At 61.4% G+C, this 12,473-nt stretch carries 12 protein-coding genes; all 12 read right to left on the bottom strand.

The features are described 5' to 3' along the window. Positions 1 to 2,216, bottom strand: a 2,216-nt coding sequence (locus tag AWB82_RS34975) for a GspE/PulE family protein (RefSeq protein ID WP_327346045.1), incomplete at its 3' end; no start/stop codon positions are given. Between the two features lie 219 nt (positions 2,217 to 2,435). Further along, a complete protein-coding gene (locus AWB82_RS34970; RefSeq protein ID WP_086973843.1) occupies positions 2,436 to 2,999 on the bottom strand; it encodes a hypothetical protein in 564 nt (187 codons plus the stop codon). Between the two features lie 34 nt (positions 3,000 to 3,033). After that, entirely contained in the window at positions 3,034 to 4,314 is a 1,281-nt protein-coding gene (locus tag AWB82_RS34965) for a type 4b pilus protein PilO2 (protein WP_086973842.1), read from the bottom strand. 19 nt (positions 4,315 to 4,333) lie between these two features. Beyond that, positions 4,334 to 5,962, bottom strand: coding sequence for a type II secretory pathway protein (locus AWB82_RS34960; RefSeq protein ID WP_086973841.1), 1,629 nt, complete (start codon positions 5,960 to 5,962; stop codon positions 4,334 to 4,336). Positions 5,963 to 5,967: 5 nt separating this feature from the next. Then, positions 5,968 to 6,627 (bottom strand): toxin co-regulated pilus biosynthesis Q family protein, encoded by a 660-nt coding sequence (locus tag AWB82_RS34955; protein WP_086973840.1) that lies wholly within the window; start codon positions 6,625 to 6,627, stop codon positions 5,968 to 5,970. 5 nt (positions 6,628 to 6,632) lie between these two features. After that, positions 6,633 to 7,055, bottom strand: a complete 423-nt coding sequence (locus tag AWB82_RS34950; protein WP_200818273.1) for a lytic transglycosylase domain-containing protein — start codon at positions 7,053 to 7,055, stop codon at positions 6,633 to 6,635. Then, positions 7,052 to 8,314, bottom strand: a complete 1,263-nt coding sequence (locus AWB82_RS34945; RefSeq protein WP_086973839.1) for a hypothetical protein — start codon at positions 8,312 to 8,314, stop codon at positions 7,052 to 7,054. The genes AWB82_RS34950 and AWB82_RS34945 overlap by 4 nt, the downstream gene beginning before the upstream one ends. After that, the gene (locus AWB82_RS34940) at positions 8,311 to 9,111 is read right to left on the bottom strand and encodes a transglycosylase SLT domain-containing protein (protein ID WP_086973838.1); all 801 of its coding nucleotides are present in this window, start codon (positions 9,109 to 9,111) and stop codon (positions 8,311 to 8,313) included. The genes AWB82_RS34945 and AWB82_RS34940 overlap by 4 nt, the downstream gene beginning before the upstream one ends. Beyond that, on the bottom strand, positions 9,104 to 10,354 hold the full coding sequence (locus AWB82_RS34935) for a TrbI/VirB10 family protein (RefSeq protein ID WP_086973837.1): 1,251 nt from the start codon (positions 10,352 to 10,354) through the stop codon (positions 9,104 to 9,106). The genes AWB82_RS34940 and AWB82_RS34935 overlap by 8 nt, the downstream gene beginning before the upstream one ends. 2 nt (positions 10,355 to 10,356) lie before the next feature. After that, positions 10,357 to 11,229: a TrbG/VirB9 family P-type conjugative transfer protein gene (locus tag AWB82_RS34930; protein WP_086973836.1), complete on the bottom strand. Its 873-nt coding sequence runs from the start codon at positions 11,227 to 11,229 to the stop codon at positions 10,357 to 10,359. A gap of 2 nt (positions 11,230 to 11,231) precedes the next feature. Continuing rightward, positions 11,232 to 11,936 carry a type IV secretion system protein gene (locus AWB82_RS34925; protein WP_086973835.1) on the bottom strand — a complete coding sequence of 235 codons (705 nt, stop codon included), beginning with the start codon at positions 11,934 to 11,936 and terminating at the stop codon, positions 11,232 to 11,234. A 126-nt stretch (positions 11,937 to 12,062) separates the two neighbouring features. Then, positions 12,063 to 12,473, bottom strand: a 411-nt coding sequence (locus AWB82_RS38730) for a hypothetical protein (RefSeq protein ID WP_235023571.1), incomplete at its 5' end; no start/stop codon positions are given.

The following is a 12,473-nucleotide window of genomic DNA, read 5'->3' as shown; positions in this document are numbered from 1 at the left end:
AAACCATCGACGCCGGGCATCACGCGGTACTGCGCGAACGACTGCATCGAGCGATTGATGAATTGTGGGTCAATCAAACCGCGCGAAGCCTTGAAAAGAGCATGTTCATATAGCGTCTTTCCATTCATATCCGCGTTATCGAAGCCGGTACGACGCTCGCCGCGCCAAACTGCGCGCGCACCGGCCCAGTCGCGCTGGGCAACACGCTCCAGGAATTCGGGGGTTGGACGATACAGTTCGGCGGCCAACGACGGACGCTTGGTGCCACCTGCCACCTTGCCGTTGCGCGTGAAAAGCCCCTTGAGTCGGCACTGCTCGCAGCCTTCGTAGTTGCGGCATGCCATGCGCGAAGTATCGAGTCCGAACTTCGCGCGTAGCAATTCGAGGTCAGCTTTCGGCATGACATCTTCTGCCGGCAGCTTGCAGTGCTCGCAAAGCGTAGGAATTAGCTTCTGGTTACCGACCGCATTGATGAACCCTTCGGAAGCCAACTCGTCGATCGGCAGTTGCAGCCGCCCGCCCGCCATACGCATCACGGCGGCGATGATGTCGCCGGCGTGCAGCGAAAACCGCACGGGATGGCCCGTCAAGGCGAGTTCTGCGACCAGCCCCATCACGACGCGGTCGCGAACTTCTCCGATCGTCAGATCGTCCGGGTCCTGCCGCATTAGCGTTCGAATCACCTCCGCGTACTTGCGGTTCGCTTCATCGTCGGTCTCGTCTGGCCGGCGAATGATCGAGTAGTCGGACAGCCAGGGCATCGGGTATTCCGACGGCTCGTTCACCGCGAACTGTTTTTTGAGTTCACGATCCGGCAGCATGTACGAGAGCGCCCGCAGCGTCGTCGTCTTGCCCGAGCCGGTTTCGCCGGTGAGCGCCGTGATACCGCCGCTCACATAGTTAAGCGTCTCGATGAGCTCTAGCTGGCTCTTCTCCAAGCCCATGTTTTTCGGCAGCAGCACCGAATAGTTCTTGAAGTTGCCGTCGAGCAGACGCAGCGTGACGTCATACCCACCAACCAGCGGCGATGACTGCCAGCGCAGGTTGACCGTGTCCGTCTTGACGACCAGCGGAATCATTGCCGACTGCGGTGCGTTCGGCTGGAAGCTGTTGCCCGAGTTCGTGTTGCGCTGAACGAGATCGCTGTACGCCGCAAACAAGGCGCGACGCACGATCGCTTTGGGCATGCGGCTGAAGGTGTACATATCGCCGTTCACGCGGAACCGGACTTCGACCTCGTTGTGGAATTCCCGTGGTTCGAAATGGATGTCGCTCGCGCCGTACGCATGTGCGGCCTCGACGATGTCACGGAAATTACCGATCGCGCGGCTCGCTTCGCGGACTGTGGAGTTTGCCAATGCGGCGCCCTTACCGGAGTAGATCGCGGCGATCACGGCATCGGTCGCGATCATTTCCTCGCGCACGAGAATGTCGTTAGCGCCCAGATCCTTGATGAAGGTCGCGTACTGTGCCTTCTCGGCGAACCGTGCGGTCGCAACTGTAATCGCTACACCCGGTTGCAATTCGACTGCGACGAACTGCTTGCGCGCGGCCGCGGGAATGCGAAGCGCGGCATCGTCATCCGCGACGGTGAGAATACGTTTGAAGTCCGGAAGCGAATCGGGCGAGACGAGTTCCGGCCGCCCGGACGACATTCCGCCGCCCTCGGGCTGATCTTCGTCGTCCGCTGCATGTTCTTGCGCTGCCTTCGTCGGTGGGGGCACGGACCTTTCGTCGCGGAAGCCGACTGGTCGTTGCGGCTCGAGTTCCGGTTGCTTCTCAAACCGCAGCGGATCGGCGCTCCCAACGGATGCCGCGCGCATGTCAGCATCCGCGTCGCTGACACCAGCAACAACGTCTTCGGTGGGAGTCGACGGCACAGGGACTCGCTGCGGTTCACGTAGCGGCTCATTGTGCGGATCCGCAGCAGCCGGTACCGCTTCCGCTTCCGGTGCCGAGCCCGCGCCAACTACCGGCTCGCCGCCCTCCTTAGCCGCCATCGCGGCGGACATGCTCGCGTAGCTGGGTCGTTCGAAGCTGGGCGGGACGAACGGCCGAAACGTCGCTTCGTCGTCGGCCGCATGGACCGGCGCTTCGGATTTCTCAGGCACCGCCTTCGCCGACGAGTGCCAGCCGTCGCCGATCTCTGTGCTCTCGACGTCTTCGATGTCGCCACCCGAAAGCGCGCGACCGAGAAACGTGACTTGCGGATTCATCGCACGCGTGGTCACGGGCGACGCTTGCTCCGCCGCCAGTTCGGAAGGTCTATCTCGCCGTTTCCGTCTTTCGGCAACCGGCTCTGCCGACCCGAACTTCGGCTCTGCAGCAATGCTAGGCTCAACGAAGGTCGAGCGCGGCGCGCGAAACCGCTTCAGGAAGCCACCACGCGGAGCGTCTGGCGCTCCCTGTTCTTCTTGTGCGAAAAGACCCATTTCTTATTTCCCAAAGGGTACGAAGGTGGAAGCCGTCGACGAGATGCCGCCCGGAGGAAGCGGCGAGGACAGATCTGTGATGGCCCTGACGGCCGGCGAGTCTGGAATCACGGCGGGTACGTCGGAGGGCGCAGCGATGGTCTCTGTCCAGTGGCGCTTGCCGTCAACAAGATTGACCGTGAAGCCGTCGATGGAGGCTACCGTCCAGCCATTGAGCAACCGGCCGCCGCGCCGCGCGGTATAGGTCGTGCCTCGATAGTCATACAGCACGTACGAGCCCGACATGTCGGAATACGCCCCAACGAAGGTCGCGGGAATGACGCGCTTCGGCGGCGGCGCACTGGACCTGCGTTCTACCTTGGGCGCTGCCGGTGCGGCGGCGGTGACCGGCGCAACCGTCGCGCCGAGCGGCGAAGAGAGGCCAACGGCGCTGCCCGGTGCCGCCGATCCGGCTTGGCCACCTTGCGCACTGCGCATCGAGTCGACTAGCTTCGCTCGCGCGAGCTTGTCGATGTCGTCGAGCGTGAGATGACTTTCCTGCGAGAACGCCGCGCCTGCGACGAACATGAGCGCGCCAAAGCAGGCGGCTCGTGCTGGCCACTTAGTTGAGAACATAGTATTTACCCTTCGCAGTGAAATGCACCCCGGTACCGTCTTCCTTCAACTCGACGTCGAGGGTGTCCAGTGCCATGTTGTCGGGCAGACGCGCGAGGAGCGCGCTTTGCCATTTGTATCCGTCGATCTGCCATGCGCCACGCAACACGAGCGGCCCCTGCACTTCACCAGCCGTCGGTTGGCGCGCAATGAGGCGCTCGGCGGGTTTGATATCGACGACGTAGCCGTGGCTATCTAGCGTGTCCGGCTTCGTAGAAAGCTTTTGCGGGTCGGTCTGCAACGCCTTGATGAGTGCCTGCTGAGTCGGCCACGTCTTTTGTTCGGCTAGCGCGACGCGTTCGGCAACTGTCACCTCCGGCCCGCGCGCTGTCAGATGCCAACCGTCCGTGTTGAAGAGGACCGGACGCAGCGACTCCGGCGCACGTGCGTCGAATTCCTTAAATGTGCCGCCCTGTCGCTTGTAGGTCGCCATGCACGGCCCCGCGATCGTGCATGACGCTTTTTGAAACTGCCATCCTGCAACGTTCGTTTCCTGCGCGCCGAAACTCGCCAGCAGCTTAGGTGTAAGTTGGTTAGCCAGCGGAGCAGGCGCGGCAAGCGTGCGCATCGCTGCGGACTGGTACTCCTGCATGAACGTCGGCGGCGGTGCCGGCGGCGGTGGGGGCGGATTGAGCACGTCAATCAATTGCTTGCCCCCGAAGAACACAGCAGCCAGGATGACGAGCAACGGCACCGTCGTTGGCACGGTCACCGGGACTTTTTTGATCAACCCGACCTTGCGCGCGACGAGCAGCTCGCGAAGATCGAACGACTCATCGACCGCGTGCAATTGCGCGCCGTAGCCCAGGGTCGCCAGTTCAAGCCCGGCTTTCGCGCACCCGTCCTCAATCTCGTCTCGCCGATCGGCAAGCGCATTAAGCGCGACTTCTTGATCGAGCGAGACAGCGCCGCGCTGCACGAGCACCAATTGCACGCGCTCATCGTTCTGTATGAGAATGAGTACCGCCGGACGCCGACGAACGCGGTCCAACAACGCGATACGCGCCGCAGCAGAGTACAGCTTGCCGCCCTTTCGCTGCGCAGGTTCGAGTTCGCAGAATCCGACGATGGTCTCGTCGTTCGCCTTGTACTCGGTGAAGTGCGTCGCGCCCGATTCCTCGGCGAAGTGTCGGCGTTCGGCGCGAGCGCCCTTGGCGGAATAGGCGCGCCAATCCAGCCCGAATACAAGCTTCGCGCCCTTTTCTCCCGGTATGGATTCGAAGTGCATAGGAATGCTTACCTCGCGCTCACATTGACGGGACGACAGTTGCCGTCAACATGATCACTTGGAACGTGCGCCCCTTATTCCATGCGCCCGACACTCCACCAATGCCGTTGTTGCTGTTGCCGTCGTAGCGATTGCTCACCGCGCCGTACAGCACAACGGTCTGCCCATCGGACAAGGCAATGGTCTGATCGTCCTTATTGCCGAGGATGTCGGGCAACTGGATCTGCTGCAGCGTGGCGCCTGATCCCGTGCTGATGGTCGTGAATGGCCCGTTCAGCTTCGAGCTATCGCTCCAGTACGAGAGAATGATTTGATTGTGGTCGTTGACCGACGGCAGGATGTTCACGAAGTCACCCACCGTCACCGATCCCGGCTGCAGACCCGGTACGCCCGCGCTACTACCGGCGATGGAGCCGACGCTCGGCGTGGTAGCTGCCAAATACCCCTTCGTCTCAAACGATCCGATGGAAACCGGCAGTCCATTGAGCGTCATCTTCGTCTGGGTGTTGTCCTGTACCGTTTTGCCGAACGCGCTGAGGCCGCTGATAATCGCGTTGGTGCCTTCCAACGGCGAGCCGGGCTTCAAAACAGACAGGCCGACGGTGCCGCCAATCGCAGTTGCCAACGAGGTAGGCGAGGCAACTGTAATCGAATAGCGCTTCAGCCCGTCCGAAATGCGGTTGAACACAATGTCCGCGCTGACGCCCGCTTGCGATGAATTGCTCAGATCGACTTGCAAGGTACGCACACGCAGCGCGACTTGACGCGTCGAAATCGCGTTCTCGCGCGCGAGCAATGCGCCCATCCGATCGACGGCTTCCTTCGTATCGCGAACCATCACCAGACGGCTTTGCGGATTAACCACAACTTCGCCGAGCGGTGACTTAAGCTTTTCCAGTTCCGACTGGATGATCGCAATTTGGTCGAACGTGCCATCCCGGCCGGTCGAGGTGACCGCCGAGAACGAACCGGTGTTCCCCGTCGTGCCGCCCGTCGTGCCACCGGACGCCTGGTTGCCAGTCGATGTATCGGTTCCCTTTGACATGGTCGACTTGATGGACACCCTGCCCGGGATCGCCGCTATCGTGAACGTCTTGGTGACGAACCGGCTGATGGAAATGGTGCTGCCATCGAACGTCCAGTCGAGGCCGAGGTTTTCCGTCACGCCACGCAGATACTCCCCGACCTTGCAGTTACACGCCTGCGCATAGACCGGCTCAACATTCGACTTCGCCATCGCTTGCGGCTGCATCGGGGCGCTCTGCCCGTTCCCGCCGTTCGTCTTCGGGATTAGCGCGTCGCGGGGAATGAACACGTCCGGGCTCAGATGCACCGGATAACCGGTAGCCGTTGAGACCAGCGTGGCGATCTTGGACAGCGGGAGGTTACCGGGGAAGACAACCGACTTCTCTCGGAAAATCGCGGGCAGCGTAGCTTCGTAGGCGACAGGCACCAACCGGTCGCCGAGGAACGCCGTCGGTACATCTTCAACGAGCGACATCGACTCGGGGCCGTTGCCCATCGCGCGCGTGGCTTCCGCGTTGGTTGCATCATAGGCGTGGTTCACGTCGGATTGCGACACCGCGCAGCCGGTCAGCGATGCAGCCACGAGAATGGCAATGGCAGATTTGATTTTCGTGAGGCGCATGGCGATTACTCTTGGCAGTTGGCTGCGCGTGCGACGACGCGGATTACGTTATTGGTGTGCTTGCAAACCCGCGTGGGCGTGCGCATGTGATTGGTTGTCTGCATCACTTGCGTGAGCACGGACTTGAAGTCACCCGAGAAGCTCGCGTTGAATTCCAGCGGCAAGTCGTCGTCGATTTTCCAGGCGAGTTGCCAACCCTGCTGCTGCAGCCAGCGATCGAGCGCATTGCGCAGATTGATGTCCTGCCGCGTGATCGACAAAGTAAGGACTCCGCCGGGCACCGTTGCACCACCTTGCGACGGCACGATCACCGGGGCGACATCCATTGAGCCAACTGGCGACGGCGCGGCGGCACCGGGAAGTGCGACCGGAGCGGGACCGCCGATAGGGGCCTTGGGCGCGGCCGGAGCAGCAGGCGCAGCGGGAACTGGAGGAGCAGCACGAACGCCGGGTGCAACCGGCGACGCCATCGCCAACTGTGCGACAGGAGTTTTCGCGGCGGGCGCGGAGAGGAGTTGCCAGCCGTCACCGGGCGGCGGTGCAAGGCGAGACTGGTCGGGGTCCGCTGCTGCAACACCCGAGACGGTCGTGAGTGCCAGACACGCGAACAAGCGAGCCACCATGCGCGCGGTGCGATGCGTTTGAAGAGAAAAGATAGGCGTCATGTTGGTCAGTTCGCGCGTTGCAGGCGGCGATAAATGTTGTTGGCGTAGATAAGCTGCTTGTTCGAGGAGACGGCGTTGTAGGCACCGACCGCTTTCCATGTCGGACCGAACTGCTTGATGTTCGAAGCCAAGATCCAGGTCCCCACATAGGCGTTCACGCAGGCATCGAGCAAGTGTTGCCGGGTGATGCCGAAGCGACCCAGTTTTGGAAGCCATGACGAGTTGATCTGCATCAGACCAATGTCCTCGCTACCATCGGTATTGCGGTTCGTCACATACGGGCGCATACCAGACTCTTGCTGTGCGATCGCACGTACCACCTGAACGCTCACACGGTGATAGCGCGCTGCATCGTCGAGGCAATCCGCATGCGCATGAAAGGAGACGGCTGCCGATAGCAGCGTTGCGACTTGAAGCATTCGGTTCATGACGCCGGCCGATCGAAGAACCGCACATCGTGTTTGCGAAGCACATTGACGACGTTGCCGTCCGCGTTGACGATGAACTGGTCGGCCGTGCCGTTGAACTTGTAATAGCGGCCCTTCTGCTCGCCCGAGCCCATGTGCGCGACGTCAGCGACCGTCACCTTGCCGACGGTGTCGGCGAATTTGAAGAACGTCGAGCCGTTTTCATCGAACACGCTTTGAAGAGCGGCTTTATTCGCTGTGTCGAACTCGTATACGGTTCCGGCGACACGGGCGACTTCGACCTTGTCGGTGCCGTTGGAGATCGTGATACGCTCCGCGCGGTTGAACGTCACCACGTCGGTCGCTTCATCCCACTCCGGACGCAGCGACTTGCCGTCTTGCCCGGTCATCTTCAACTTTGCGTTGGGCTTCTCCGAGAATTTGATCTGAATGTGGCTGTCGTCACCGTCGCGGATCGCCAGCGCGCCGAACTTCGCCGCCAGCACCGACCCGGATGCGGCCGGCGCGTTTGCATCGACCTTCTTGGCGATGTCTGCGATGGGGTCCGCGCCCGTTGTCACTCTCGATGACGCGGCCGCCGCAGTTGCAGCGACCTGCGATACGGGCGCCACATAGTTGACGGCCACCGACTGAGGAGCCGAGCGGCGGAGTGTTACATGGTGAGAGTTGAAGTCGACGTCGGCGTATAAGTCGGAAGCTGCCACCAGCCGATCGAGCGACTGCATCCAGTTCTCGCCATCACGCGTGCCGAAGCTCGTCGAATTCGTCAGATCAATGTCTTTCTGTGCCGATCCGGTCCAACCCTGCGGCACCAGCGCTTTAACCAGTTGCGCGAGCGGCAGCGTCGCGTTCAAAGGCCTCGTGCTTTCGAGGCTGCTGCGCGGTCCGATGAGCGCAAGGCGGCCAGAGAAGCCAGAAAAGCCGGAAGGCGAGTCACTGCGCGCCTTGTCGCCAATGAAGCGATTGGCCTTCTTCCAGTAAGCGGTGGCGCTCGAGCCGCCCGCTGAGTAACGGATCACCTCGGGCGTGCCCGACACGACGATGTACGGTCCCTGGTTATGCCCACCGTCCACGCGCAGCGATTGACCGGCACGCGGTTGGAAGTAGGTGTCGCTCCCATCGTTGAAGACGAGTGCCGGTCGCTCCAGCACGTTGCCCGCGATCTCGTAGTCAAAGTCGAGCGGATCTGTGCCAGCGGCCACCGCATTGAGGGTGACTGCCGCAAGCGCGAAAGTGAGAAGAGAGAGCGTGTGCTTCATAGACCGCGTTCGATTTGAGAAAGGTGCTTCACGAAGCGCGCGAGGTATTCGCGGCCGGGGGCGGGATTGGCGCTGTGGTAATACGCGACAGCCTTCGCTGCAGAGTGCGTGAGGCGATAGTTCTCGTTGAGAATGTCTTCGGCTACGCGGATGTTGGTCGCCGGCGCGAGCGCATCCCAAGCACTGGTGAAGCGCTTACTGTGGTATCCCCAGTTCACTTGCATCAGGCCAATATCGAAGTTCGATCGGCCGTTGCTGATCAGATAGCGGACCGCCCGGTACGCGTCTTCGCGGGTGCGAAAGAAGAAGCCCCGACCAGCGACGTTCAACGTCCAAGGCCATGCGCGACCGTTGTATGCCGACTCATTAAGCGCGATGCCAGCCAGAATCTTCGGATCGACGGACGTGTGCATCGCGTCGAACGGTGCCTGCGCCGATGCGCACGACCATCCCCCACGCCGCTCCGTGATGCTCGCTTGAGCGTCATCGGTAAGGGCCGCGGGGAGCAGCCAGCCCGCCTTCACGAAGAGGCTTTCAAGGCTGACGGCCAATCCGTCGATGCTGATCGCAACACCGCTAGCCGTAGACTCAACCGATTGGCCTTCAAATCGGTTAGCCCACGCCAGAAATGGCTTGAGCCCACATGCGTACACCGGCTCGCCGGGCAGCTCGACGATCGCGCGTTTCGTACCGTCATCGAGCACGATGCGCGTGGGGCTGATGATCGAATCGATGGTTGTCGCGTGTGCGCCGAACGCGATCGCCGACAGACAGGCCGCCGCCCATCCCTTAGTCATGGTATGGCTCCATGACGATGTCCTGGGTCACCTGCACCAGGAACTTCTGGCCCGGCTCGACGGTGACGGTCGGCGGGATATTCTGGTTCCGCTGCATAACGGTCTGGGCCGTCGCTGCAGCGACCTGCCCCGCCGTGTCACCATAAGTAGTAACGCCGTTTGGCGTCGCGGTCGTCGCCGTCTGCGGGCTGCTGTCGAACGCCTTCAGCAGAATCGCCGTGATGAAGCCCGCGCCGAAAATCTTCAGGAAGTGGTTGTTCACATCGCCCGAGTATCCGGCGTAGCCGTTCTGGTCGGCACCTTGCATGCCGTTGAGCGGCACGCTCTTGCCGTTGGGCAGACGCAGACTCGTCGAAGCAACCAGCAAGCGCTCTTGGCCAATTTTGACGTCCGCGCTGTACATACCATTGATGAACGCGCCTTTCGGGATCATCAAGCAGTCGCCGCGCAGGGTGTCATACACGTCCTCGTCCACCATCAAGGCGACGCGACCCGGCTTGTCCGAGTTCAGCCCCTCGAGCGTCTTGACGTGGATGACGTGCGGCGGCGTCAACGTGCAGCCGGTCGACCGGCCATTAAAGGTCGTGCGTTCGATGCCGCCCTGCGAAGCCGCATCCCGCAGGAACGCGCGGTCGCGATCTTCGGGCGCTTGGCCCTGCTTCGCCAAGGCGAGCGCCATCGCATCGGGGGTGTTGGCTCCCGCAGCGTTCCGAGCTGCTCGCACCTCATCCAACGATGGAACGCCAGCAGGCAGTACGCCGGTCGCGTGGTTAGCCGAACGCGAAGCGCCGGCCTGCTTAAAGATCGAGGACGTATAGATCGCGTCTTGCGCGGCTTTGCGGGAAAGCTCACGCGCGTCCGTGCCCGAACCTTTGACTTCATCCTGGAAGTCAGCGCCGGTCAGCATCGGTTTGACGGCTGGCTTTGGGGCCGCTGCCTCAGAAGCAGCGCGCGCGGCAGCCTCCGACGCCGCTGCGTCGCGCTGCTGACGGATCATCTGGTCGATGTCGTTGTTGTTCGCGGCAGTCGGCGCTTCCGTACTCGACTTCAGCGCGGTCGCCTTCTTAACGCGGGCGTCTTCATCGGCCTTGTTCGTCGCCTGTAGCTGATAGTAAAAGCCGAGGCCACCGATGACGGCAGCAGCCAGAATGCCGATGCTCATGATCGCATTGCGTGGCGTTTTGCCTTTGACGAGCGCTTCTTGCTCCGCGCTGGGCGTAGCCGAGTCCGGTTTTTTCGCCACGATCAGAACACCCCGAACAAGCGGCGGCGACCGCGCGTCACCGTGACCTCATCCTTGCCGGAACGCAGGACGATTTCGTCGGCCAGACGTTGAAGGACGAGGAAATCCCCGCGGCGGATGAAGTTCGCCACGACTCGATCGCCGTGGTCGAGAATGAACGGAACCGGCCACTCCTGGGCCTTGGCAGGCATGCGCATCCAGACCGCATGTCCGTCGTCAAAGACGGTTTCCGGCGTGAACTCGGCGCGACCCTCGACGCTGTAGCCCCAGTTCAGCTTTTCCGGTGCAACGCCGATGCTTCCCGAGTCCGCATCACCGCGACCGCCGCTCGCGGTCGCGTCCTCGCGTGCGCTGACGCGGGCCATCGGCGCGCGCGGGTACTGGAAGCGCACCGTCTGATAGAACATGCCGCCCGCCGGCGACGCGATGAGCGTGAAGTCGTACTCGCGGAGGTTCGTTGTCAGATGCAGCGTGTTGACAAGGTCGGCCTTGTGGGGCTTGATGAACACATGGTTCATCTTGTCGTCGTCAATCTCCCATTGAACGCTGTCGCCCATGGCAGGGTCGGCGATCAGCTTCTCACCCTTCTCCAGTTCGATCGTCGTGAGCTTCAGCGGCGCGGTCAGCACGCGGTAGATCTGGTCGCGGCTGTACGGAAACACCCCGATGCGCGCGTCGCCGGGCATCGTCAAAGGGTCCGCCCCGCCGTTGAACGGATTGACCGGGCTCATCGGGTCGCCTGCGACCATTGCGGCATTAAACGCCGAGTCGCTTGCGGTTTTTTTAGCTACAGCCGGTTGAGCAAGGAACGCTGCGCACGCAGCGAGAAGGCTCATGCCGATGACCGGCCGTTTAAGGAGAATGGTTGCGGTCATGCTTATGCGGTCCGCTCAAGGCGGAAGAACGGAATGAAGATACCGAAGGGATTTGTGGTAAGCGCCTGTTCGGCCGTCGGCGCAACGATCTGGTAGCGCAAGGTCAACGCGTACGACTTCACGTCGGGCTTACCCGTGGCGCCAGCCTGCGAAGTGGTCGTCGTGAATTCAACGAGCACGGTGGAGTCTTGAAGCAACGCGATGTTGCGCACATCGACTTCGCGGATGAGCTTCGGGTTTGCGGTGATCGCTTGGAAAGGAGCATCGACCTTCAGCCAGTCGCGGAATTGACCGGTCGCGGCTCCGATCATTTGCGCCTTCACCGAGTTGATGTTGGCGGTCATGCGAGAGGTTTCGAGACGGTCCGAAAGCACTGGCTCGATGGTGAACCAACGAACCGCCATATCTTTGACCGTTGTCCGAACGGCTTGAGAGTCGGGCTTGTACGCGACGAGCTCGGTGACGATCGGGTGGCCGCCGGTGTCGGCCGACACGCCAACGACGCGCGTGACCGACGGAGGCGGTTGGCGCGTCCATACAGCGCCGGCCGCGATGAAAGCCAAGCCGAACGCAATGAGCATCCAGCGGTTAGCTTCGAGCGTGAGCCTCGTGCTCGTCTCGAAAATTACCTTGCTCGGATCTTCCTCGGCATATGAGCCGGGGGCCGTGGACAGCGCGGCCCGACGCTTGTTCTTGAAAAGACGCATGGCAACCCTTTGGAATGGTCACCATTGAATCAGCGCGAGCGTCCTTTTTTTGGTGGAAAGACGGCTAGTTTTGGCGTCTTTGTACGGTGCGCTTATCGGCCCTATGCCTAGCCTCACTATGTCCGGCTAGGAAATATCATGATATTGGTCGATCCAAGGAAAGAGGCATGAAAACGTGCAGCTTTTCGCTGGGACGATGCGTACACCGCGTAGTAAGCAACCAGCCTGTCGGCAGGCGAGGTGCCAGCTCGACGAACTAGTGTAACAATATTTCGAACGCTGGGATTTTGTTACACCCTTGTTCAGAAATTCTTTCCTTTTTAAATCAATAATTTGCGTGGCCAGAGCCGTGTTTTCAGAAAATATCATGATATTTCCTAGCGCTTTTTGGCCTTCTTCCGCAGGCCTGGCACGGCATAGCGTTCCCGCGGGAACGGCGAGTTGAAACCCTCTGTTAAGGCACCTCATTACACATAAGTCGTGACAGTGGCGCGCCGCGAAAAGTCGTTTACGGTCAATGACATAGCGGATGGGGTT

Source organism: Caballeronia glebae (genome assembly GCF_001545035.1).
Lineage (GTDB): Bacteria > Pseudomonadota > Gammaproteobacteria > Burkholderiales > Burkholderiaceae > Caballeronia > Caballeronia glebae.
This window is presented reverse-complemented; position numbering and strand designations above follow the sequence as displayed.